Source organism: Devosia yakushimensis (assembly GCF_030159855.1).
Classification (GTDB): domain Bacteria; phylum Pseudomonadota; class Alphaproteobacteria; order Rhizobiales; family Devosiaceae; genus Devosia; species Devosia yakushimensis.
In genome coordinates this window covers 1,201,156-1,226,116 of record NZ_BSNG01000001.1, presented here as the reverse complement: position 1 = coordinate 1,226,116, position 24,961 = coordinate 1,201,156, and the positions used below count along the sequence as shown (strand labels likewise).

Below are 24,961 nucleotides of genomic sequence, written 5' to 3'. Positions count from 1 at the left end.
CGAGAGAGCTACTGGCTTACTTGCCCGTCGCCGGGCCATCGCCACCGCCCTTGTCACCGCGCAGCCGCAACACTTCCTCGAGCAGGCGGCGCAGCCATTCCTCGCTCGACAGCATCCGCGCCGTGAATTCGAGGATGAACCAGCAGGAAAAGCCCGTGAAACAGGACGCTGCCATGTGGTGCTCTATCGTGGATCCTTGCAGAAACCACAGCACGCTCTGGGCCGCCGGTGCGAAGATCACCCCCGCAATGGGTGCCAGCAGGATGCGATAGGCGCCGTTGCGGGTGTTTTTCGGCGCCACCATCACCATGGAAATCAGCACCCCGACCACAGAGCCGAAGAACTTGGCCGCCCAAATACTCAAGTCCATTCGAATTGCCTCTTGGCTGCTCATGGTGTGACGCCCTTTTGCTACCGTTTACTGGTTAGTTTCCCGGCAATCAGCGCAGCACCGATGCCCGTTGGTGCGCCCATGGGGTCGTAGAGCCATTCGATGGACATCTGCACCCAGGGCTTTATGGATGGCGGATAATCGGCGATCAGCCAGCCAACCAGGCGGCCCGACCCATCGCGCGCCACCTGCGGCCAGAGGCCATTTTCCCACCAGAGGATATTGTAGAGGGTGACGCTCCAGATGCTCAGCGCGGGGGCGCCCAGCATCACGAGGATGATTATCCAGAAGATCGGCCAATTCATCTTCCCGGCCTGCCGCCCGTTCTGCGCGGCGATGACGGCGAGGATGCGTTGCGTATCCTCCCTGGCCAGCGCGGCCGCGCTGCCGGCGCGGATTTCCTCTAGCCGAACGGCACCATCGGCGCTGCGCCCCAGCATTCCCATGACGCGCGAGATGAAGTCGCCACTCACCCGGGAAAGGATGACACTCACCAGCCAGGCCCCGGCCGCAGCGAACATGGCTAGGCCTCCACCGTCTTACGGGAATCGAGCCAGCTCTTGACCGCCCAGAGCACACCCGCCACCGCCAGACCGGCAGCAACGAGCGAGAGCCCGGCCAGCGCATAGTCAATGATCGGGCTCACCACGGGGATTTGCTGCAGCTGCTCGGTTGCCTTGTCGACATAGGCGGTCGCTGTCTCCACGCCGAAGCCGGCCACGATACCGCCGGCGCCTTCGCGCACGCCCTTCACGTCGGCAATGGGCTGCTCACCGGGCCGCTCACCAGCGCCTTGGCGATATTCACCCAGCGCACCTTCTGTCTCGGGACCATAGACACCGTCGGGCCTAATCCCGGCCAGCTTCTGAAAGGCAACCAGCGCATCACGGGTTGCCGGTCCGAAGTCGCCATCGATCTCCAGCGCGGAGCCCGCCCGGATCAGCAGGGCCTGCAACTCGCGGACGCGAGCTCCCTTGCTGCCCAGCCGCAGCATCCCTTTCGGTGTCGGCGCCGGCGCTTCACCGCCATAGAGGGCGGCCGCGGCGGCGAGCTTGGTGTCGTAGCGGTTGGCCTTGTACTCGGCGCCATTGTAGCCCCGGGCGAAGCCGGCCCAACGACCATCGCGCAGCTCGTCGTCCAACTGGTTGACCACGATATAGCGGACCATAACGTCGATCTGGCCAAGAAGACCCGACTTCACCGTCTCGACGAACTCGGTGACACTGGCAAAGCCGAGAGCCTTCCAATGATACCCCATCACCTGGCCCACGCCATACGAGGCCGATTCGAGCGCCGCGACGGGATCGATCAGGCTGGCATTTTGCAGCTGCCGCCACCGTGCCGCCTGGCCCTTGGGGTAGAGCGCCTTGTTCCATTTGGCAGAGGCCAGGCCCAGAGCAACGGCGCGGTCCCGCTTTGCACCGCTCAGCCGCCGGTAAAAGATATGCGGTTCGAAGAGGATAACTGGCAGTTGCTCGTTGCCGACCGTGGCGAACACGATGCCGTTCGACTCGACGTCGACCACCGCGGCAAGATGTGCCGGTGGCAAGCCATGCTCTTTGGCGGCCTCGTCGATCTGGCGGATTACGGAAATGGGGAGCATGCGCGACGTCCTGTGCAAAGGAACAGCACGTCATGCGCTTGCGGCATTCATACCCCGATTGAACGATGCAGGGAAGTGGTCCGGTTGCTTACGGCGGCCATCCGAGACGCTGCGCAACCCAACTGGCAAATAGCGTGCTAATGACCCCGAGAACCAGCGTGGAGACGATGAGGGTACCCCCCAGCCACCTGCGCATTCCGCGTCGAGCTGCCCACCCTCGCTCGCTCCGACCAATTGCGAACTCTACCCGTTTGAAGAGCAAAAACCGGAGAAACAAAAAAACGGCAAAAACAGCCACCGGAAGTAGAGTCGCCCCAAGAACGGTGGAAGGAAGCCACACCGCCACCGGCAGAGCGCTGGCCAAGACGAAAAACTCGGTCCATGCGCGGTACAGCCACCAATACCACGGCCGACGCGCAATCATGTGATCAGATACCTCTTTCGCGATGCCTTCGCACGCCTCCCGACCCCCTACAACATCTAGGCCGCCCACGCTAAAGCCTCGCCGAACACGAAAGCTAACCCTTGTGCCAGCAGGGTTGAGATAGCTGCCACCATCGACGGAGACGCTCTCGATCGTATGGACGTCGAATATCGGCTCTTCAAGCACCTTGGCGATAGGGTCACTCCGGCTGATGGCAGCCCCACCATAAAAAGAGATGCGCCAATTCGCCTCGCCCGTCGCTTGTCTAACGCGACCGTCAAGGAACTCCAGCAGGCCTCGATCGACGACATAGGCGTCCTTCCACACGCGCGCAGCAATATCGGCGTTCACGTCTTCCCCCAAGCCTTCAGATGACGAGCAGCCTAGGCTAGAAATGGCACCACTGACAACGGTCAGTGCATCCGTGCCGGCATGGCCTCCCGCAGCATCGTGTTCAGATCCTTGTTTGCGATGATGACACCATCCTCGCGCTTGGCGGCGTTTCGGGCCCGGGTCTTCAATGACTGCTCGAGGCTGTCACTGGTGATCGGAATCGCGCGGGCATAGGGCTTGCGGTTCCATGTCCTGATGGCGTCGATCGCTGCCGTACGGGCCTCGATATCACCTTGGACATGAGCCATGGCAAACCGGTTCATCAGCATGCGCCGCTCGTCGAGCACATGCTGCTCGGCGTCCTTGAGCACCCCATTGCGCTCATAGGTTTCCGCCACCACCGCCGGCGTGAAACCCACCGCCTCCGCCAGCACATCCCAGACGTCGATCTGGCTCCGATCCACCACGACGTCGCCTTTCCGCGACACGACGCCCTCATTGGCATAGCGATAGGCCTGCATGGCGTCCTTGATCGCCTTGGGCGCCATTACCTCGATGCCGCGGGCAATATTGCCCTCAGAGATAAGCCCAGCGCCGTCGATTGCGCTAAGGAACGTCGACGGCACCACGCCGGTGGCGCCAACAATGAGGTCCTGAAACCAATCCTTGCCCTCGCTGCCATTGTCGGGCGCGCGCACGAAGAAATCGGGCATGCCCAAGCGGCTGGTCAGATCGATGCCAAGCAGATGGCCAGGCGCACCTTTGAGCACGATGCCGCCCAGGTCTGGCCCAAGCATGTCGATGACATAGCCATCCAGCTCCGCCTTGAAGGTGCGGGGATCATCGTCATCGTCGAAAGCCAGCCCGGCCAGCGCCACCAGCAGATTGTAGCCGAAGAAGCCGTTGACGCCGCCGAACAGGGCCATCATGCCCAGAATGCCGGCGAGCTGGTACCGCGCCTCTTTCCGGGCCTGCGGGCTCTCGCCCTTCACCGATTGATGAATATCCCGGAACAGGCGGTACCACATGTTGACCTGGTGACTTTGGAAGGTCAGCGCGACCTTGGCAAAGTCGCCCTGCATGGCGCGCGCCCGGCTGCTGTTGCTATAGTCGAAATGCGCCGCCCAGGTCAGTTCGTGGGCCGTATCGATGGCCGCCACCTCGTGCTGCCCGGCCTCGCGGGCAAGGCGATAGGCCGCCAGCGCGGTTATCTCGCGGTTCCAAACCTCAACATTGTGATAGGCCCACGAAATGACGGCCATGATCCGTTGCCGCAGCGGCGAATAGGCGACACCAACCTCGCCTACGCCGGCCAGGTCATGCGCCTGGGTCCGGTCGATCATTCCACTTTCGTAGAACGCTTCCATCGCCCGCTTCTCGTCTGCCGACAGGCGGGTGCGCAGCGCCGATCCCCTGCCCCGCGCCACGTCGGCGGACGCCCGAGCAATGGCGGCGGTGGATTTGCCAATGCCGCCCAGCCGCGCACCCAGCACAGGGATGGCCATCATCGGGGTCTGACTGAGGTTGACCAGCGCCGCCGCCGGCGTTGCGGCCAGGTACCAGACGAACATTGTCGACGTCACGGCCTGTATCGCGCGGGATCCCGTCGGGTTCATCACCCAATCGTGCCGCTTCTTGAGCTCATTGGCTAGGATCATGCCTCGCACAGGATCGTCGGCCTTCTTGGCCTGATCCACCGCCTGATTGGCCAGCTCCTGCAGCTCTAGCCCATATTTCAGCTTTCCGAGCTGGTGCGCGGCATGGAACTGGTTGCTGGCAAAGGTGCGCAGGGCGTCACCGTCGAACCCGGCAACGCCTTTGCGGTGGATAAAGCGCTTGCGCGCCGACAGGTCTGGCATGGTCTCCAGATACCGCTGCCAGATCATGTCCATTACATCGCCGTCAACGCCGGCTTCTCCAAGGATGGATTCGATCTCGGCCACGATACGGGGATCCATGGCATCGCGCATGCCACCGCGTTCAACCTGCAACCCTGCCTCGACCTTCGCCGTCGGATAAGCCGCGCGCATCTGCTCTGCCAGCCGGCGCATTTCGGCGGCGGATTCCCGCTTCGAAAAGCTGATAACCGTGCCGTCGAGATCCTTGACCGATACGAAGTAGCGGCCGAACCGCGCCAGCGGGAAGTATGGCGCCGGAACGCGGCTCGCCTCGAAAGCCAGCCGCAGCTTGGTGAGGCGGGCTTTCATGTTCCACGTCGCCCGGTTCATTTCATTCTGGTAGACGTCTTGCGCGTCCTTTTCCGCCTTCGACTTGTCGAGACCGGTAAGGCCAGATTGCGCAATGCGTTCACGCTCTTCGCGGTATTTGTTCTCAGCGCGCCGGAAGGCGATTTCCTGCGTTTTGCGCACATTGTCGAGGAGAATGGCGTCCATCTCGTCGGCCGTGGCCTTATAGACGTCGCGAACCTTGCCATAGAGCTGCTGCCCTGCCGGCGGCAGACCGAGATAGCGGGCGCGCAATCCGTCATAGCCGCGCTTATCGGTATTCTCTCGATCCGTCCGCGACGGGTCGATACCGGCCAGCGTGGTTTCGTGCATCAGGTCGGCCAAGGCGGCGGCACGGGTGCGGCCGTCCTTGTTCCATTTGGCGCCACCCAGACCCAGCCGCGCATATTTGCGCCACTCCTGGGCAATCTGGTCCATGTCGGAATGCTTCTTGCCGCGATAGGCATCCATGCTGCGCTTGACCTTGAGGTAGTGGTCAATTGCCACCATCCCCGGCCGTTTCAGCTCGGCGAAATAGTTGAGCGGAACAGCCGCCAGCAGAGCGGGCTTCAAATCGGTCAGCTTGCCGGCGATCTCCTCCCCGACCCTCTTCGGCGAGAGCTTGGTGCCCGCCGCCGCTGCCACCCCCGCGACACTATTGCGACGCGACTGGGCGCCCTGCGGCAGAGCGCCAGTGCCGACAGCGTCCCGCAATGCGGCTTGAGCGATCGAGCGGAGCTGCGACGGCGTCACGGCACCGATCTGGCGGCCCCAGCGCTGGAGCGCCCAGGCCTTGATCTCACCGAGTAGATCATCGATCCATTTACGCAGCGCGCCGGGTGCGGCGGCATATTCCTCGATAGCGTAAGCGGCAAACTCTTCCACGCGCAGCGGCTCGGAAAGCGGACCGCCCTGCCCTTCGGCCTGCTGGACGCGGGCGCGCGCAGCGTCGAAAAACGCGCGGGCACTGCCATTTGATTCCTCAAACTGACGATAGAGACCAGCCAGCCTCAACATCAGGGTCCGCCAATTGCGCGAGCCAAGCAGCGGCCGGGCGCCGCTATGGAAGGCCTCATGCAGCAGAACCGACCCTGCATCACCCTCAGCGATATGATCGGCGATCAGGGTGATGGTGCCGTCCGGATCGGTCCAACCCTGCACGCCAGGTTCCGCGTCTACTTCCACGGCCTCGACGATCAGCAGCCGGCCAGCCTGCTCAAGACCGTCGATCAGGGACCCGAAGCCCCGCCGGCGCAGCTCTGTGCGAACGGCCCCGACGGTCCGACCGCCCTGCCCTTCACGGCTGCTGGCCTGGCCCTGCTTGTCGGAAGCCTTCTTGATCGCTATATTGAGGCTGTCCGGCTCGGCGTCGCCTTCCAATGCCGGGTGAGGTACCTGACCTTCGGTCACACCTTCCGTCGGTGGTTTAATCGACCACCTTGCGCCGAGCCGGTTATCCTTCCGCAAATCGTAATAGAATTCGCCCTGCGGCGTTTCGCGGATGATCGCGACGACGTCGACGGTGCGACCGCCAAGCGACACACTTGCCTCCAGGCTATGCACTGCCTTGATATCAGGCCTGCCACGCCGGTCCACCTGCGGCTCACCGATGAAGCGGCCGCCCTCGACGATGCTGCGCAGCGCCGGCACCATGCGAACGATATCCTCGCCCTTGCCGTTGATCGACTTCTTGCCACCCACGCCGCCAAAGATGATGGTGCGGCCGCTCTCGGCATTCACAACCTCCTGACCTTGCAGATTGGCCCGGTACCAGTCCAGCGCGGCTGCGCGCAAAGCTGGCATATCGGCCGGGCCGTTGAAATCGACACCCAGTTCATTGCCGTCCAACGCCGCGACGGGCTCTGCTTTCCGGGAAAACAGCCTGCCCGCCGGTGCGCCCCTCTTGGAACGCACGGCCGTGGTGAGCTCCCGCGCCTTCTTGTTCCCTTCAACAGGATCCGCGTTCACTTCCGAGGTGATAGCCTTGGCCAACGCCATACGACCAGCGCGGGAGCCTTCATTTTCGAACGTTTGTACAATTTGCTCAGATTGCACATTCTGCAAATTGCTCTCGGACTGAGCGGGTTTTCGCAGCATGCGCGCCGGTACCATGCTCTCACCACCGCCATCCGTGAGCACGGTGAAGGTACCAAGATCAGCACTGTGGACCTGTACTATTGTGCCAGAGCGGTCGAGACCTTCCCGAGTCGAGCCATCGGCGTTGCGATAGGTGCCGGGATTGGTCCATTCGACCTTGTCGCCTTTTTTGAAGGCTTTCATAGCCTGGCGGTCAGGCTCGAATGCCGGATCCTCTCGAATCGGCAATGGCCGGGCAATGCGTTGCGCAGTTTCATGCGCCAGCGCATCGCGGATCAGGTCGGCCAGTTCCTTGCCCTTGAAGACCTTTTTGACAACCTCGGCGCCGTCCGGCGACGGCATGGTGACTTCGAGACCGTGGGGGCGCGCCTGCATCATGACGCGATCACCGCCCATCCCGGTGAGGTGCTGCCCCAAGGTATCCGCCCAAACGTCGAGCAACTCCTTATTGCTGCCGCTGGCGTCCACCACCGCGCGCAACGGGTCCAAAGCGTTGCCGGTGCGGATTAGTCGAAGGATTTGAAGCGGCAGCTCCTTCTCCATATTCCACGGCTTCGCCGCAGCCCCATCAGCGTCGTCGCTTTCGCGACGCTGGCTTGCCACCGGTTCCGCCGGCGCAAATGGCTTTCTCGTATCCCCGTCCGCGATCCACCGCTTGAAGTCGGCAAGCGTCGCGGCGCTGATCGAACCCAGCCCCTTCCATCCCTTCGAATAATTCGCCAGATAGGCGCGGCGGGCCTGCTCGCTCGAGCTGAACCCGGCCATGATCTTGTGCTCGTCGAACTTGCCATCGCCATTGACCTGGTCGACGACGAAGATAGGCGCGTCTTCGGCGAGTTCTTCCGTTCCCGGCCGAACGAAGATATCGATATGGTCCTTGTCCTTGCCCGTGGTGCCCCTGATGTAGCCGTAGTGGCTTTTCATGGTCACCGACCATTCCTTGCCACCCCGATCGACACCACGCCGTTCCGACCCGGCCGGGTTCTCAATCGAGATATCCATGCCGCCGATACGATGATGGCCAAGCTTGTAGTTTCCGGCCTCTTTCTGGGCCTGAGACGGCTCCGGCAGCTCATTCTGCGGCGAAGTGGCGGCCTCATTGGCTGCCGCGTCCAGCGCCCGCGAATTCGCACGGGCCTGGTCCAGCCCTTCCATTTCGATACGCAGCGGCGCCAACCGCCCCTGAATACCCCGGGAGAACTTCTCCCATGCCGATTTCTCACTGCGCTTCACGCCGGCAGACGCCAGCAGCGCTTTGCGCGCACCGAGCGGCAGACCATTCCACCATGTCGCATCATCGGGCCGTGCCGCGGGGTCAATTGGTGCTGGCGTGTCTACGGCAGGGGCAGAATCGGCGGGAGCCGCGCTCGTATCGGCCTTCAGTCCATCAATATCCGGCGAGGCCTCACCATTATCGGCTATTCCGCCATTGGCACGCTCCGCCTGCCATGCCTTGAGCCGGTCGGGATTGAGGCCATGCATGTTCTGCGGCAGGCCAGATTGCGTCCTCTTCGCCGCACGCTCGGCCCGATACCTATAGTCGTCAGCAATCTCATTGACGCGTTCCGGGAGCACACCGAGCTGGTCGGCAAGTTCCCGCACCCGATCGAGACCATGATCGCGAAGAGCAAATGCATTGCCGCTCCCGCCTGTCGCCCGCTCCAGCCGCTTGATCTGCTGCCGCTCGCGGCCAAGGTCGAACAGCGAAGCCAATGTTGCGTCGGGAAAAGCCAGCGCCGCAGGGCCGACCTGCCGCGCGGTGGGGCTCTCAGGAACAGGGTCGCGGTCAATGGGCGGGTTCTCCGCCCGTTCGGCTTCCTCGATCATCTGTTGGGTCAGCGCCAAGGGGCGCAAGTATTCAACGGGAAGCTGCAGGACCTCGCCGTTGTCATCGACGATGACAGCCTCGCTCGCGCCATCACTGGTAACATATTGCTCGATGCGCGCCGCGAAGGGCTCCATGCCGGGAGCTTCAACCATGGTGCGCGAACCGGCCGACGGCATACCGGGCATTGTCGTGGATGCAGTCAGTGGCGCAGTGGCGCCTTGCGGGTCCGGCGCAACGGGCTCGCCCGCCACGTTTTGCAGCAGCCGGGCACCAAGCACGCGGTCGCCGCCATCCGCCATCGTCACGCGGCGCATGCTGGGATCTATGCCGGATTGATCCGATGCCAGCGTGACGGTCTGGCCATGTTCCGGGCCAGCGCCAACACCGGGCAAGGCCGGATCGTTGACGATCAGCGTTGCCGCCGGCGGCGCTTTACTCAACCCGTAATCGAGAGCGCTGGCTAGCGGACCGGCCTTCGGCGGGGCAACTTGTGCAGAATTTGCACTGGTTGGGGTTGGCGCGGACGCCGGGGCGGGTGGCGCATCGGCCGGTTCCACCGCTGGCTGCGCCCCGCCAGCGCCAGCCGTAGTTCCCCCGGGAGACAGCGCGCCTGCCACCGCACCGGGACCAGCGCCGGCCAGCGCGCCCAGCAGGAAATCAGCGAATGTGCCGTCGGCCACGCCAACACTGGTCCCAGCGCCGGCGTTTACGCCTACATTGGTGGCGACGGATTCCGCGGCTTCCTGAGAACCTTCTTCCGCAGCCGACAGACCCGCCCGGCCGAGAATGCGAGCGACGATGCTCCGTCCAGCCAGGACGGCGGTGGCCGGATCGATGATTTTGGCGGTGGCAAAGCCACCCAGCCCGGAAATCGGCGCCGTGAGGATAAAGGCCGCCTGGCCCGCGGCCGCTTTCGTGGCGGCCAGCGCCTCCTCGGGCGTTTTGCCCGCCGCCAGCTGCTCGCGGTAGAAGGCGGACTCCTTCTCCAGTAGCCCGGGCTCGGCCGCCATCTGGTCGATGACGGTGGCGGCCTGCTGCTGCGCCGCACCACCGCCCTGCAAACCACCGGCGATTGCGCCACCAGCTGGACCGGCAGCGATGGATGCGGCAATCACAGGGGTCATCTGGCCAAAGACGTCCAGCGCCAGCGCGGCATATCCGACGAGGCTGGGCTTCTCGCCCAGCGTCCATGTCGACGGCTCAAGGATGTTGCCGCCCGGCGTGGAATCGGCAATGGCCTCTTTGGTCGCGAAAGACATGCCTTCCTGCGTTTTGGCGCCAAGGGTGTTGAGCCAATCGGCGGGAGCCTGCAACGGGTTCGCCTGGCCAAACTCGGTGCCGAAGATGGAGTTGATCACCGGTGTGGTGGTGGCATTGGTCAGCGCCGTGACGGCGGCTCCGACACCTTGGGTCAGCGCGCCCGTGCCCTTGGCCAGTGAACCACCAAGCAAGCGGGCGGTATCCTCGATCCATCCGGGCTGTTTGGCTTCCCAATCCTGGCGCCATTTGTCGAAGCCGCTCTCGTCGATGACTTCATAGCGGCCGGGATCCTGCTGCTCGAGCTGCTGCCAATTCTGCTGCACCTGCTGGTTGGCGGCCTGGCCAAACCTCTGGGCCTGCTCAAGACTGAGATTTTCGGCATATGCCGTGGCGCTCTGCGGATCGGAGAATTTGCCAAGGTGCTGGCCGGTCTGCCGATAGAGGGCCACGGCTTCGTCATCGCTGAGCCGCCGACCGTCGGGCGCAATGGTCGGCACCAGCACCTCATGCCCATCCTCGTTGAACGACATGGACGAAACAGTGCTGACCGAGCCGTCGGGATTGCGCACAACGGGGCGCTGGCTGAGATCGAGGGTACCCTGCTCCAGCAATCCGGTTTTGTTACCCGTGGCGCCTGGCGGTGTGGGCACAAGAGGATTGCCCCGCCCGGCATAGATGCCAAAGGGATCGGACGGCTTGAAATCGGCGGAGCGAATGACCGGCATATGACGCGACCCAACTTGGAGGGCAGCACGTCATGCGCAGCATGCGACTGGTTATAGGGTGATTGGCGCGGCAGGGAAAGAGACCCACCGCGCAGCTAGCTATTGAGCCTGTGCCAGACCGGTTGGTGCGCCCGAATTGAGGACCCGCAGCAGGCCGGGCGGCCATTGCGATTGCTCGACACCGGTCGCGGTCAGCATTCGGGCGACCTCCTGCGGCGGCTTGCCCTCAACCAGCATCTGCGCGGCCGTGTCCACGACCTGGCGCTTGCCGGGAACGGCAAGCCCTTCGTCGACCTGACCATTGAGAACGGCCGGTTCGGTATAGGGCTTCTGCGCCGGTGCCGGCGCGCTGCCCAGCCCCGGTGCGCTCGCCGCGGCAGGCGTCGTGGTCGGAACCGTCCCCAACCCCGTGGGCTGGCCCGCTGGTGATGCAGGAGGCGGGTTGAGGACCTGCCCGGACTGACGATCAACGATAACCTGTGGCGCAGGTGCCCGGGGCCGTGACGCGCCGGCCTGCAAGTCCATTTCGTTCTGGATCAGCTCTTCCTGCTCGTCGCGCGAAAGCTCATCGAATGGCGTGGCACCGTCCCCCAGCAAATCGCCAGAGAGCCGCTCGCGCAACACCTTGATGGCATCCGTCCGGCGCTTGGCGTCGGCGGATTCATCCTTGCCGCTGTGCCGGGCGTCGATTTCCTTCTTGGCCTCGTAGTCTTCGAGCTCCGTCTTGCGCACGCCTTCCGATGCCCGCGCCGCCATCTGGGACTGCCATGCCGCCTCGGGGTTGGCGAAGCTGGAAATGATGGTGGGCAGATCGTCCAGCGCGATATCCTGCACCAGCTCGTTCCCATCGCCGCCGGTAATGGTCAGCCGATAGCCCAGCAGGTTACCGGCCTCGTCCATGATCGGGTCTTTTTCACCAATGTCGAAGTCGCCGGCGATATAGCCCCGCAGCTTGCCGGCTTTGATGACATCATCCAGCGCGCCGCCAGGATCCCCGCTCTGCGCCTTGAACAAGGCCGACGAGAAGAGCCGGCCCCCCTCCTTGGCGGCCTGACTGTCTCCCCACTTTTGGAGAGCGTCTGCCCCTTCGATGTTGCCCTGCAGCAGCAGCTCATTCCGCATGCGCGGCATGGCATATTCGGTCCAGAATTTATCAAACTGAGCAGGGTCATAGGTGCCGCCCTTAACCCCTTCGGTGAACTTTTCGCGGGCTTCGTCCTGAATGGTGTTGATCGCCTCGCGGCTTTCCTGGGCACGGGCGCGCTCAGATCGCTGAAAAGCGCGCTCCTCCTGCGTGTAGGCGCGATCTTCCTCGGCCCATTTGCGCTCCAGCGCACGATCCTCCAGCCGCAGTTTCCGGTCTTCGGCAGCGATTTCGCGGTCTTCCTTCCGCTGCTGCAACCCGTAGCCGGTCTGAAACCCATCAATGAAGCCGCCAAGACCAAAACCGAGCATCGCCTACCTCCCTATGCCGCGCGCCGCATGCCGAGGCCGGGCATGGCAGCACCTGCCGCCTCGGCCTCCATCGGCTTGGCCTTGCGCAGCGGCGACACCTTTGGCGCGGCGCCGCCCAGCCCGACGATGGCGTCGGCGATCTTGTTGACCTTCACGTCGAGATCCTGCACGGCCTTCATGGTGAGGCCGATAGCGTCCTGCACGGGGATGGTCTTGCCGTCGCCCTGCCCGGTCGCCTGGTGGAAATCTTCGGCATAGGGCCCGACATGCTCGCCGCCATCGGCAACCCCCTCCTTATATTTCCAGCTCTCGACCGGCATTTCATTGACCGCATCGAGGGCCGCGCCCTCTTCGATCGGCTCCTTGTCCTCCTTCCATTCTTCGGAAGAGAAGATGAGCCCGGCGCCCAACCCGATGGCCTGGCCGATGCCGCCCCATGTGCTGTTGCTCTGATTTGCCTTGGTTTGATAGGCTTGCAACTGGCTGTTGAAGAGATTGTTGAAGGTGCTGGCCGCGCCGCCATAGCCGGAAATGGCACCGCCATAGCCTGTGTTCATCTGGCTGGTGCTGTTCAGATATGCATTGTTGGCGCCCAGCAGGCCGGTCAGAGCCGACGATTGCGCGCCCATGCCGAGACCGACGGCATTGCTGTTGTTGCTGATCGCGGCATTGCCGGCGCCCAGCCCCAACCCGGTTGTCGCCGTCGAGCCGCTGAGGGCATTGGACGAGGCGTTGAGCCCCATGGCCGTGGCCTGTGCCGACTGGGTGGGCAGGCCCTTGCCGAGATTGACCACATCGGCCTTGAGCGCCAACCCCTTGTCGCGCACCGTGGACCGTGCCGAATTGGCCGCTCCGGCCGTGGCCAGAGCTCCACCAAGCTCGCCCGCACGGTCAATGCCGGCATAACGGCCAGATGTGGGATTGATCCCCATCGCCGTCGCCTGCCGCAGCGCCGTTCCACGAGCGCTGGAGGCAGCGGTCTGGACGTCCGCCATGGCCTCGGCCGCCGCGGCGTCCTGCCGCTCTTCGGTGGCATAGTTGGAGGCCTCGTTTACGAACTGGTCTTCGATCGGCTTGAAGACGGTGTTGTACCGCTCACGGTCTTCTTTCGCGATCTGGTCGAGATAATCCGCCTGCTCGAGCTGCTTTGCGGTGACCTGTTTGCCGAGAGCCATCTGCTCTTCGGCCATGGCCATCTGCTTGTCGGTGATCTGCTTGGTGTAGGCGGCGTTGTCATTCGCAAGGGCGATCTGCGATTGCGCCACCTGCTTGGTCAACGCATCGATCTCGGCCTGCCGGGCCGTCGAAACGGCAAAGCTCTCTTTCGAGAAGTTCAGCCAGCTCGCACCAAGCTCTGCCTGCTTGTTCGCGAAATCTGCAATCTGGCTGCTCGGAGTCGGCGCACTGCCCGCACCACCGCTCATGACGTTACCCCCTATCGAGAGCGCATCATGCGCGGAACAAGGCTGTTATACCGTCCCTTGGCCCAATTGGCGAGACGGCACCATCAAAGTCTTCGGGATCCATGCGCATTCCCGGCGGAGTAGGCCATATATCAGCATGTCCTCGCCGTTGGGGCCGGCCCCCCGTTTCCGCCCCTCGAGCGAACAGCCGAAATGCTCACAGAACCGCTTTGAGGCAGCATTGTTGTCCGAAATTGTGCAGGTGATCCGGGGAAAAGCGCATTGCAGGAAAACATAGCTGGCCACCGCTGCGATGAAGGCGCGGTTCAGCCAGGCCCTGCCCTGTTCCGCTGCGACACTGACCATGCATTCCATGGGCCCGAATGTGTCGAACACCACCACCGCAATCAGCGCACCGCTTCGGGTCAGCCCAATGGCCCGGGCATCGGGCCGGAACTGGCAACCGATAACGGCTTCCGCCCAAGCAATCATCTCTTCCGGTCCGTGGTACCGAAGGGCGCGCGTCACACCAAGCGCGCCCGCAAAGCCTCGGCCACCGCCAGCAGTCGCTGCTGCAACTTGGCGGTATCGGCCAGCAAGGCGTCGTATTCCTGCTTGGTCGGCGTTGCCCCGGCCGCGGCCTTGGCCTGCATCTGAGGCTCCACTGCGAGCAGAGCGGCAATATCCTCGATACGGACGGCGGCCTTGCGCTTGGCGCGCGGCCGCGCCCCGTCCAAGGTTTCGATCTTCTCAACGAGCTGATCGGTTCCGAGCGCCATGTCAGCCTGCTGCCACGATATCGGCCATGGTGCGGCCCATGACAATGTTGCTGACGCTCACATCACCATAGACGTCGATCTCCCACGTCCGGGCCTTAAAGCCACCCGGCAGGCGCTCGGGACGGCCACTGGTGGTGATCTCAGCGACCCGGACACCATCAGCATAAACCCCGACCGTGAGCACCTCGTCGCTGAGCACGAGCGGGTGGAGAATATCGCCGGCGAATGCGACGCGATTGAGCGGCGCCGCATTAAGGTCTCCCAGGATGCTGCCCGCCGCGATCAGTGCTTCGTTCTCGGCAATGAGCAGTTCCAGTGCATCGGCCGCCGCAGCGGCCTCTTCCGGCGTCAGGGAAGTATCGGAATCGACAAGCAGCGCCCCGAAATTGTCGGGCTGGGGTAAGACAAAGGCCTTGCTGCGCCAGTACTGATAGTCGCGCGCTGCCTCGGGGTCATCAAAGCGCCAAATCTGATCGGTGCCCTTGCGCAGGAAATACAGCGCGCCTTCCTCCTCGTCATAATATGTGGCCGAAGCCATGGCCGACGAATTGATTAGGAATGGAGCCTGGCCCGCCTCGATCAGCATGGCGCCGGCTAGGACTTCATCATCGCTGGTCAGCGTGTCGTAGAAGCCGACATATCGGCCGGACAGCTGCGCCGCCACCATCGTGGCCGGGGATTGCCGCTGCCAGGTATCGCGGTTGAACAGAAGATTGGTCACAAGCTGCACCGATCCGTCCGCCAGCGCGATCGCCAGCCCGTCCCATGTCGGGAATGCGATGGCAAAGCCAAGGTCGACTACTGCCCGTTTATTGAGACAGGGCCAGTTCACCTCCAGCTTAGTCATCTGCATCGTGTCCGGCGTCGAGCCCATGGCGAAATAGGGTTTCGCCGTGGTCAATATGATCAGGGACGTGCCAATCGCCCCCAGCGCGACGATATCGCTTTCGACGGTGAGCACATACTTCTCAGGCCAGGCGTGCGGATGCCACGGTTCGCAGAAATAGACCTTTCGTCCCGAGAAAGCGGCCATCATGCCATTGGGCATTACCGTCAGGCCGCTGAGGTTGTCCGGCGGCGCATTCCAGTCGGCGGACGGCAGCGGTTCGGCGAAGGCATCCACCGCCACGGTGTCGCTGAAATTCGCATTGGTCGCGGAACGCTCTGCAATGAAATAGAGATAGGTTCCGCTCTGGCCGGTCTGTGAGCGGTATATCCGCTGCTTGGTGATCGCTCGCCCCGCCGGCGCCGACGCGAACCCCGAAAGCGTGACCGTGTTCCCCGGTTTCCAGTCGATCAGATTGCTGGCGGGATTGGGTTCGGACTCTTCACCGAAATCGGTCACCCACGTATAGACATAGGCCCGGGTGACGGTATCGCCGCTACCAGCGCCGCCCAATGTTGCGGTCAAGGCGACGGTCGGCCGGGGCACGGCAAGATCATAGACCGTACCAGCCTTGAGCATCTTGGGCGCACCGTCCCCAGTATAATAGAGACGCTCGTCGTCGACCGGACCCGGCGCTGCATCAACGACGGTGGCCCAGCTCAGCCATGATCCCACATGACGATAGATGGTCAGGTGGTCCGCGCTGGAGATCAGCTCCTTGAGCATGGGCCGGTGGATCGGCGTCAGGCCACCATCATCGAGTCGGCAATTGATCGCCGCCTGCGCGCCGGCATCGGGCAGCATGCGTGGCAGCACGCGAGGCTGGGCACCGCGAAAACCCATGATCTTGATGGCCGCCATTACTTTGCCCTCGCCTTGAGCCACTGGTAGAGCGGGCGGAAAACGACCATGAGGAACACGCAAAGCACGACGATGGGCAGGGCCCAATCAGGCGTGGCCGCCGCCAGGCAATCGAGCAACGTGCCGTCGCTTCCGCCGGCGTCATGTACGTCGCAGCATGCCCTGATCGGGAAATGCGCCTCGAGCCACTGAAAGCCCGTGCAGCCATCACCTTCCGCGGAAGAGGACATTTCAGGGTTCCTCCTCGACCGGTGGCTCCATCGGCGGCGGCGTGTCCGCAGGGAACCAGCCAGCGGCCAAGTCTATGGCGTTGATCGCCTCGATCGACGACGCGGTCAGCAGCAGGCCCGTCAGATACGCCTCATGGTCGAATGAGCGCTGAACGTGTGTGCTCACTGCCTCGGCGATAACGAAGATGGTCGCGGCGTCCAGTGTCACAAAGACGCCGTCGGCGACTTTCCAGTTCGCCACGACATAGTCGGGATTCTGCAGCGCCTTGACATAGGCGGCCGTAATTATCGCACTTGTCTGACGGTCGGTACGCACTAAAACGCCGCCAATTTCGACGCCGGCTGTTTCGACGATGAAGCGCCAATTGGCGAGCTCGGCAAGCTTGATAGCCCTCAGCTCTTCCAGCGTTGGGGGCGCCGGCTCCTCGACCGGCTCCTCGCCGGGAGGGATTGGCTCGATTTCGTACTCGCCGCCATGGTTCCGAACGATAAGCTCAACGATCCACGGCGCGGTTGGAGCGGGCACGTCCTCGGTGAGTTTGTGGTTTTCCAGTGCCTGGGCGAAGCCAGAAACGGCATTGGCAAACGCCTCCGCCGAACCAAACTCTGCAATGACCTGACGCGAGACAATGGGCATGGCCTAAACCCCCACAAAGATAGCGAAATTCATGATCATGGTTGGCTGCAAGTTGGGATGCGCCGCGCCACTTCCTCGGGTGTCGGTAGTAAAGCTGTGAGAATGCGTGTCCGTGGAGGTTCCAAATGTGTGAGCGTGGGAGCCGGCAAAATCGGTGAGGAAACCCGCCGTGCCGCCCTGATTGGTGGCACGGGGCCAGGCGCCCGACGAGGTCTGGTTGTTCAGCGTCATGCCGTGCTGATGGTTACCGTCCACGGAAGTCGATCCGCTGTGGGCGTGTGAATAGCCGCTTGTGCTGCCGGCATGCTGGTGCGCGGGCATCTGATTTGTCGTTAGCGCGACCGTCTCCGCACCGCCAACGGCGCCAAGAGTGGTGCCCGCGATTCCGCCGGCAGCCGTCAGCCTATTTGCAGGAGTGCCGCCCATGTCGTCACGGCCTGCGCGCGCCCGCCCGCGATAATCGGGGACACCGAAGGTGGTCGAGCCATTGCCCGCGCCGTACTTAGTGCCAACCGCAGCGAAGTATGCGGCATAGGTCGTGCGGCTAATGTTCTGACCAGCGGGCCAGATACATTTCGGCGGCAGGGCATCGCCCGTAAACTCGATCACCTGCCCTATCGCAGGCTCCAGCGCGCCTCTGACATAGGCCCAGTTGACGCTCTTCGTCTTGTTGGCATCGGCGCTGTCCATCACTGCGAAAGCGTCGCTGTCCACAAGCGTCGTTTTGGCGGTCCCGCTCGCGATGAGGGCGCCGAAAGCAGCCCAGACACCGGCCTTAAGGGCCAGCCATGTCAACTTCTTGGTCTTGTTGGCGTCGGCGCTGTCCATAAGCGCGATAGCATCGGCATCGACGGGTGCCGCCTTCGCTACCCCGGCGTTGATCAGAGCCCCGAGCGCCCCCCAAACGCCTGCCTTCACCGTGGACCAAAGGGTCTTCTTTCGCTCGTTGCCGGCCTCACTGTCCAGCAATGGAAACTGGTCGTTGTCGACAAGCGTAGCCTTCGCTGTGGGCGCCGCTAGAGCATAGTCATCAAGGCGCGTCCCGAACGCGGCAGCGGTCAGCCGAAGGTCCACCCGAGCACCTGCATTGAACGCTTTGGCGGCCGTACCCTCCTGGCCGCGCACAACGGTCAGCGTGCTGCCACTGCGCCCCGTGCAGCGCATGATTTCCAGATTGCCCGCGGCATCCACGACAGTGACCGGGAACCACTGGTCTGCCCCCAGCGCGGGGAACAAAGCGGCATGCCCCGATTGCACCGCAAGAGTGGTGGCGACATTGGAAAGGTTCGCCGCCAACGTGGAAGTCGCATTGTTGGAAAGCAGCAGTTGGGGCATCAGAGGTAGCTCCCCTTGGTACGCAGGCGCGCGCCTTGCTGACCCTTGCGGGCCTTGGTCTGCCAGCGATCGAGAATGCCCTGCCATTCGGCGACATAGGCCGCGCCAAGCTGGGGATTGGTATATTCGGTGCTGGGCAGCAGCAGGATGCGCCCGGCGGCGCCGCGGCCCAGGGCCTCGCCATGGTCCTCAATCAGGAAATCGGGGATTTCCAGCGCAGTGTCCGACGGCTGCAGCACGAGGCGCGCCTTGAGGGTGCCGGCCTGGCGTGGATAGACCGAAATGGTGTTGGGCTGAATCTGCGTAATGAACCGGGCCGGACCGGCCTCGGTCTCATCGGCCCAGCCGGGATAATGATCATCAAGCCAAAGGACGGTACGGGGCTCGATCTTGGGGCCGCCATCGATGCGACCTTCCTCGATCTCGATGATGCGAGCATCGGGGATGGTCGGCAGGGCCTGAAACTCCGGCGCCGTCAGAACAACGGTATCCCATTCCCGCCAGAGCTTGGTAGTCGCACAAAACTCACGCGCAGCATTGCGCAGATAGCGCAGCGCCACCGGTTCCGGGCAGCTCGGCGCCAATGGCATCACCTTGGGCAGCAGCTCGTCCAGGTCGCGCATTACGGCCCACTCCTGCGCGAATTGGTGCTGCTAGCACCCTCAACCTGAATTTTGAGGCCAATGGCAGAAGCGAAAGCCTGGTAATGCACCGATGCCCGGCCCGGCATGGCCGCCGTGTCATCCTTCGACTGGCACCGGAACAGCACGTAGTCGAGAATGGGAACGCTATAGGGCTCCGCCAGGTCGATCTCGGCCGCATAGGAGGTCAGTGCATCATCGGCACCGGTGGCCACCAGCGCGGCGGGCACGTGGGAGACGATGGCCTCAACAAACCCCGTGCCGTCATTGCCCGGATAGACGTAGAATTCGAGGGGCAGTTGCTCCTCGTAAACGATATGGCGGACTTCCTTGCGGAACGGCACGCGGTCCGCGACATGCCAGTAAGGATCCTGCGCATCGAGGATGGTCCGGCTGGTGGCACGCACGGTGCGGCCGCCGACGAGAGGCTCGGCCGGCCCTGCCACGTTCCGCACAACCTCGACCAGCGCAATGGGGGTCGGCAGACCGGAAACGGCCGCCACGTTTTGTTTTGTCCCGGCCTCCAATTGGAGCGTGCGGGTGTGGGTTTTGGCGGAGGGCTTGCCCAACACGATTGCGCGGCTGGCCTCATTGATCCAGCCGCACAGTTCGGGGAGCGACCAGCGGGTATGCTTCTCGTCATTGAGAAGGATACCGGCGTCCCGCATTATTTCAGCGCCGGTCCGCATGGCTCGCTATTCCTGCTGCTGCGCCTTTTCGGCGATCAGTTCCTTGGCCTGACCGATCCAGTCGTTGCGCACAATGCTGCCGCGCAGGTCGAGGTCGGTGTTGAGCTTTTCGATTGCTGTGGCGTCCAGCGCCACGATCTGCGCGAAGGTCGTAATGCCGGCGCCGTTCAGCTTCGCGGCGACGGATGGACCGACACCACCGATCAGCTCGAGGTTGTCGGGCGCTGGCGGCTCCGCTGCCGGTGGGGGCTCCGCCGGCGGGTTCGTCTCAGGCGGCTCGATCGGGGGCTTTGCGGGCGGCGGTATCTCGCTGACGGGCGGATTGACCACGCCACCGTAGAGGGCAGCGCGCTCGTCGGCGGTCAGTACGGCTGGTGCTGGCGGCACCACCGGGACCGGAGCAGGGATCAGGGGTGCGGGGATCACTGTCGCGGTCGGCGGGGGCGGCACGACGATATCAGCGGGAACGGCGGGCGGCTTGGGCTCGGCCAGCGGCTCGACTTCCTTATAATGCACCACGGCCAGCAGGCATTGGACATGGACCAGATTGTGCACCTGGGCAACGGCACGACGCTCGCGATCGAGAGTGAACACATAGGTGTCGCCACCAACGGTGGTTTCGGTGGGGCCGGGAAGGCATTGGATCAGAGGCATAGCGGTCGTTCCTCGGACATTGGATGAAATGTGAAAAGGCGAGGCGCCGGGAGGAGATTGGCGCCTCGCCCTGCCCCCTCGTTGCGAGTTGCCGCGTTACTCGGTGGCGAGGAGAACGGTGAGGCCAACAGTGCCGCCAGCAGCCGTGGCGGCAGCGGCGGCGATCTTGAGGCCGATGGAGCGTTCGCCGGAGGCTGCCGGGACGCGATACGCCTCCTTCTTCGTCGGGTGGGCCACGCCGCCGGCCTGGCCGACGGTGGAGGCAGCGAAGAATTCATTGCCGCAGGTCCGGTCCTGCGCCTGGTCACCGAACTTGCCGGACATAACGCCGACGTCGATGGTGAGCGTAGGGGCGCCGTTGGTGTCGAGATCATCACTGTCGAGGATCACGTCGATGGGACGGCAGCCCACCGGGATACAGGCCAGTTCGACGATATCGCCGGCGGCAGCGAGGATAGCTGGCGTCATGAGGAAGGAAAACCGTTTGGCGACCACCGCACCGGCGTCGCTGGGGTAAGGGAGCGGTTCGCCGCCCTTGGCGTAGAGGCTCTGGGTGATGGCCATGGCAGGCTCCTGTCACATGCTTGCAAGGCCTGCGCCGTGATCGGCGCAGGCGCGGATCGGATAGCGCACTAGGTCGCGTTGGGGTTCTTCGAGGCCGTGTCGATGGACTGAATGCCGAAATCCTTGTCGTTGAAGCGGGTCTTCTTCACGCCAATGATCACGCCGGCAGCCACGACATTTTCGTTGCCGTGGTCCTTTTCCTCTTCGGTCCAGGTGAAGCGCAGCCCGCCGGTCGAACCGTAGGCCACGACACCGGCCTGGCGGCCCATGAACAGCGCACGCCCGGCCTTGACGTCCCCGCCAGCGCCGTAGTCGTTGAAGCGGATCGCGCTTTCATGGCTGTGCAGAACGGTATCGTTCAGCATGCCCAGACCGCCCTTGAAGATCGGATTGTTCCGGCCTTCGGCGGTCGCGGCGGCCTTCTGCATGTCGAGCCAGCCCGCGGTATCGCCGGTGCGCAGGTCGTAGGCCTGGAACTCGTTCATCAGCAGGACGTAGTGCGATTCACCGTTGATCAGCACCGGCTGCATGTTGGCGGTGGTCGGATCCAGCGCGCGCATCATCTTCGCGGCGACACCGGCACGCTCGATGACAGCGCGGGTCATCTTGTCGTTGGCCGTGAGCGTGGCCTTGGACTCGGCCGCGCCGCCATAGAGGATGTGCCCGGCATCGGGGGCCTGAATGGCATTCTGGGCGTGCCCGGCCCAGGTGACCGCTTCGGTGAAGTCCTCGTTGATGCCGCGCCCGCCCGACAGGTAGATGAAATTCATCTCGTCGATGAACTTCGACCAATAGTCGGAGAGACGGTCGCGAGCGATGGTGCGGGTATTGTGCACCGTGCGCTTGCGGCTCATCTTGCCGCCGGCACTGACGCCGTGGCGCATCTGGTCGATGCTCACCTGGTCGGTGAAGAAGCGCAGGCTTTCTTCCTTGCCCTCGAGGCGATTGTCGCCATAGGTGGGCTTCTGGCGCAGCTGCACCGAGAGGTCGAAGGTGATGGTGTCACCGGCTGCCGACTCAAGGTCGGTCAGGCGCTGGATCACATGGTTCTGGCTTTCGCCGGTGAACTTGCGATCGAAGTACGACTTCTTGGTGATGTCGATAAAGAGCGAACCCGACCACTTTTTGGCCGCTTTCGGATCGCCGAACGGAATGGTCGTGGGACCGGCCATGACGTGCATCTCCTGGTTGAGGATCGTGCACGTCATGCGCAACTGACGAATTCATATGCGAAATCGGGCCGCCACGCAATGTTGCTTTATTGGCCGTCTTCTGGGCTATGGCGTATAGCCGGCATCCGAGCCGCAAAGGGCCTCGCCCTTGCGAATTTCGAGGACGTGCAGGATCGACGGCCCGGGGTCGGAATTGCCGGTGGTGGAGCCCGAGACGCGAGCAAAGTTGGTGCCGTTGTTCACATTCGGGCCAACAACTGGCGCGGCGGTTTTGCCGACCATGACGCCATCGACATACATGCGGATATAACCGTCCGCGTCCCGGTCCATCATCAGCTCACGCTGGCCGGCCGGGATTGGAGAAGGGGCCGAACCGTTGGCCACAGTATCGACGATATTCCCCGAGCCGCCCGCATTTGGGCAGAAGCGGGCATAAAGCTTGTTGTCGGGCTTGGTGGAAATCATCCATGCGCGCTGATTGCCGCTTGTGTTCCAGAACGTAAAGATGAAGTCCTCACCGTTGCGATTCCAGTTCGCTTTGGTGACCCGGATCTTGATGGTGAATAGGCCATCGAAGGTGAAGCCTTCGCGGTTCGGGAATTCGATGTAGTTGTTCTGCCCCCCAAACTGGATGCCTCCCGCCACCACGGCGGCAGTACCGCGCAGCACCATGGCTGGGGCGCCAACAGCGGTATCAACCGGCGTGTCGCCAGGATTAAGCGCCGAACCGTCAAAAGCCAGCCGCACGATCTCGGGCGCGACATAGACCGGCGTGGCCAACTTGATATCGCTCGGCTCGCCGAACCCGGCGGCATTGCCGGCCCGAACTTGTCCAGCATATTCAACGTCATTGGTCAGGCCGGAAAGCACACGCGGGCCGGTCCCGGTTCCCGCCATGGTCACCCACGCCCCACCGTCGAGCCGATATTGCAGAACAGTGATGGCAGACCCGCCATCGCCGGGCCGCGAAAGGATGTTCGCCACCAACTGGCCCGAAACATTGTTCGGGGTCAGCGTCCATTGCGGCGCCGTGAACTGCGCAGGCGCCATGGGCTCGTCCGGGATGCCCGTGATGACCGACCCTGCCTCGAGCGAATTGTGCATGACGGTACCGACCGGCAGGATGATATCTGGCGCATCGATGAAGGCCATGGTGCCGTTCTGACCCTCAATCTCCAATGCTGCCATGCCGGCGTCGCCACCAGTTGCGGTGAAGCCCAAGACATCAACGCTGCCACCTTGCGCGACCAGATCGTGGCCCTTGAGCCAGAGGTGATGAACCGAACCGCCACCGCGCCCGTGCGGATCCTCGGAAACGCAATCCACCATGCGGATCGGCTTCGTATACCCTGCCCCGCCTTTGACGCCGCCCCAGATGCGGAAGTTGCGCTTGTTGTCGCGCGCCGTCACCCGCCGGATTTCGGTGTCCTCGGATTTGAGGTCCAAGCCGCCATCCGTGCAGCCGAAGAATATCGAGTCCTCGACCAGAATATCTCGGTTGGTGCGCTCCGACGACATGCCGTCGCCGTTGAAATAAGTCCCCAAGGTCGAATGGGCGTTCCCGGCCGATCCGCGCCGGACGATCAGACCACGGGCGTTATTGTTGCACTCGATGCCGACGGCGAAATTGTCCTTGTCCTGCCACGCGCTATCGAAACTGTAGTCCTCGATCACCCAATCGCGGCACTCGCCATGGAAGCGTACGAACTTCTTGGAGAAGCCCGTCCCCTTCACCCGGCGCATGGTCAGATCGGTAATGGCGCTGAGATTATTGGTGTAGAAGCCGTCGCGGACATTGAAGCCCTCTATGTCTTCGAACAGGAAACCCTTGGCCGCGACGCCCGAGAAATCGATGATCCGCCCTACCCGTTCGGCGCGCAGGTTCATGAAGGCAAGGTTCCCAATCCCAGCCCCGGCAATGAACAGGGCATTGCCCCCGAACGCCGAAGAATCGACCCTTCCGCTCTCGTCTGCCGGACGGGACCACGGCGTTCGGTTGCCCACGATGTTGGCGGGGGACAAAAGACCATCGGCATCCATGCCGGTGATCACCACAGGGTATCCAGCGATGCCGGCGGCGTTCAGCGTTATGGACGAGGTCTGGGTATAGTTGCCCAGATGGGTTGCCAGCGCCACGACGCCGGCCGGGCCGGCCTGGGCGATGGAGATGTTGATATTGGCCAGCGGCGCGGCATCGTCCCACGACGAGCCATCGCCCGAGCCCTGCCCGCCGGGAGCGACATAGCGAATTGCCCCGGGAATGGCCTGGCTCAAAAGCCTGCTGGTTGGCAACAGCGGCCAGCCATGGCGGACGGCGCGCGAGCGCATTAGAGACCGCCGATGACGGAATTCATAGCGGAGGGAGCGCCACCAACCAGCTCGACCCGCACGACACTGCCCTGTGCGATGCCGACCGGCTTGGCGCCGCTTGCGGTCAGGGTCACGGGTGTGGTGCCATCGGTTTCCGTAGCATCGAACCACGTCACCCCATCAAGGCCGAGATATTGCAGAGTGGCGGTGGCACCGCCGAACGCACCTTCGACGCGCCACAGATAATCACCGCCGGTGACCGGCCCTGCCCCTAGCCCGGTCGAAGTCGCATCCTCGAGCAGTGTGAAAACCTGTTTGCCGACGGCGACACGCTCCGCATGGAAGCCGTCGCCCATGTCGAGGTCTTTGATCCAGGCGCCGCTGGCGGTATTTCGGGTGAGGTCGGACATGACGAGCTCCATTGCAGGTGCACGTCATGCGCATGGCGATTGGATACGC

20 protein-coding genes are annotated in these 24,961 nt (G+C 63.3%); all 20 read right to left on the bottom strand.

Translation table 11 applies throughout. The features are described 5' to 3' along the window. Positions 1–16 precede the first annotated feature (16 nt). A complete protein-coding gene (locus QQL79_RS05990; RefSeq protein ID WP_284388870.1) occupies positions 17–394 on the bottom strand; it encodes a DUF6107 family protein in 378 nt (125 codons plus the stop codon). A gap of 17 nt (positions 395–411) precedes the next feature. After that, on the bottom strand, positions 412–912 hold the full coding sequence (locus QQL79_RS05985) for a hypothetical protein (protein ID WP_284388868.1): 501 nt from the start codon (positions 910–912) through the stop codon (positions 412–414). A 2-nt stretch (positions 913–914) separates the two neighbouring features. Beyond that, positions 915–1,994 (bottom strand): N-acetylmuramidase domain-containing protein, encoded by a 1,080-nt coding sequence (locus QQL79_RS05980; RefSeq protein ID WP_284388866.1) that lies wholly within the window; start codon positions 1,992–1,994, stop codon positions 915–917. Positions 1,995–2,082: 88 nt separating this feature from the next. Then, positions 2,083–2,769: a hypothetical protein gene (locus QQL79_RS05975; RefSeq protein WP_284388865.1), complete on the bottom strand. Its 687-nt coding sequence runs from the start codon at positions 2,767–2,769 to the stop codon at positions 2,083–2,085. Positions 2,770–2,831: 62 nt separating this feature from the next. Next, positions 2,832–10,886, bottom strand: a complete 8,055-nt coding sequence (locus tag QQL79_RS05970) for a PLxRFG domain-containing protein (protein WP_284388864.1) — start codon at positions 10,884–10,886, stop codon at positions 2,832–2,834. Positions 10,887–10,985: 99 nt separating this feature from the next. Further along, positions 10,986–12,341 carry a hypothetical protein gene (locus QQL79_RS05965; protein ID WP_284388863.1) on the bottom strand — a complete coding sequence of 452 codons (1,356 nt, stop codon included), beginning with the start codon at positions 12,339–12,341 and terminating at the stop codon, positions 10,986–10,988. Between the two features lie 11 nt (positions 12,342–12,352). Beyond that, complete coding sequence (locus QQL79_RS05960; protein ID WP_284388862.1) at positions 12,353–13,765, bottom strand: tail fiber domain-containing protein; 1,413 nt, start codon at positions 13,763–13,765, stop codon at positions 12,353–12,355. Between the two features lie 45 nt (positions 13,766–13,810). Then, on the bottom strand, positions 13,811–14,272 hold the full coding sequence (locus QQL79_RS05955) for a GNAT family N-acetyltransferase (RefSeq protein ID WP_284388861.1): 462 nt from the start codon (positions 14,270–14,272) through the stop codon (positions 13,811–13,813). Then, positions 14,269–14,523, bottom strand: a complete 255-nt coding sequence (locus QQL79_RS05950) for a hypothetical protein (RefSeq protein ID WP_284388859.1) — start codon at positions 14,521–14,523, stop codon at positions 14,269–14,271. Before QQL79_RS05950 ends, QQL79_RS05955 begins: the two co-directional genes overlap by 4 nt. A gap of 1 nt (position 14,524) precedes the next feature. Further along, a complete protein-coding gene (locus QQL79_RS05945; RefSeq protein WP_284388857.1) occupies positions 14,525–16,270 on the bottom strand; it encodes a hypothetical protein in 1,746 nt (581 codons plus the stop codon). Further along, entirely contained in the window at positions 16,270–16,500 is a 231-nt protein-coding gene (locus QQL79_RS05940) for a hypothetical protein (protein WP_284388855.1), read from the bottom strand. The genes QQL79_RS05945 and QQL79_RS05940 overlap by 1 nt, the downstream gene beginning before the upstream one ends. A gap of 1 nt (position 16,501) precedes the next feature. Continuing rightward, positions 16,502–17,137 (bottom strand): DUF4376 domain-containing protein, encoded by a 636-nt coding sequence (locus QQL79_RS05935; RefSeq protein WP_284388853.1) that lies wholly within the window; start codon positions 17,135–17,137, stop codon positions 16,502–16,504. Positions 17,138–17,140: 3 nt separating this feature from the next. Next, positions 17,141–18,472: a phage tail protein gene (locus tag QQL79_RS05930; RefSeq protein ID WP_284388851.1), complete on the bottom strand. Its 1,332-nt coding sequence runs from the start codon at positions 18,470–18,472 to the stop codon at positions 17,141–17,143. Further along, positions 18,472–19,095 carry a phage adaptor protein gene (locus QQL79_RS05925; RefSeq protein ID WP_284388849.1) on the bottom strand — a complete coding sequence of 208 codons (624 nt, stop codon included), beginning with the start codon at positions 19,093–19,095 and terminating at the stop codon, positions 18,472–18,474. The genes QQL79_RS05930 and QQL79_RS05925 overlap by 1 nt, the downstream gene beginning before the upstream one ends. After that, on the bottom strand, positions 19,095–19,802 hold the full coding sequence (locus QQL79_RS05920) for a phage adaptor protein (RefSeq protein ID WP_284388847.1): 708 nt from the start codon (positions 19,800–19,802) through the stop codon (positions 19,095–19,097). The genes QQL79_RS05925 and QQL79_RS05920 overlap by 1 nt, the downstream gene beginning before the upstream one ends. A 6-nt stretch (positions 19,803–19,808) precedes the next feature. Beyond that, positions 19,809–20,456, bottom strand: coding sequence for a helix-hairpin-helix domain-containing protein (locus tag QQL79_RS05915; protein ID WP_284388845.1), 648 nt, complete (start codon positions 20,454–20,456; stop codon positions 19,809–19,811). A 96-nt stretch (positions 20,457–20,552) separates the two neighbouring features. Beyond that, entirely contained in the window at positions 20,553–21,020 is a 468-nt protein-coding gene (locus tag QQL79_RS05910; protein ID WP_284388844.1) for a hypothetical protein, read from the bottom strand. Between the two features lie 68 nt (positions 21,021–21,088). Next, positions 21,089–22,192, bottom strand: a complete 1,104-nt coding sequence (locus QQL79_RS05905; RefSeq protein WP_284388840.1) for a N4-gp56 family major capsid protein — start codon at positions 22,190–22,192, stop codon at positions 21,089–21,091. Between the two features lie 105 nt (positions 22,193–22,297). After that, entirely contained in the window at positions 22,298–24,520 is a 2,223-nt protein-coding gene (locus QQL79_RS05900) for a fibronectin type III domain-containing protein (protein ID WP_284388838.1), read from the bottom strand. After that, positions 24,520–24,912, bottom strand: coding sequence for a hypothetical protein (locus QQL79_RS05895; protein ID WP_284388837.1), 393 nt, complete (start codon positions 24,910–24,912; stop codon positions 24,520–24,522). Before QQL79_RS05895 ends, QQL79_RS05900 begins: the two co-directional genes overlap by 1 nt. Positions 24,913–24,961: the final 49 nt, after the last annotated feature.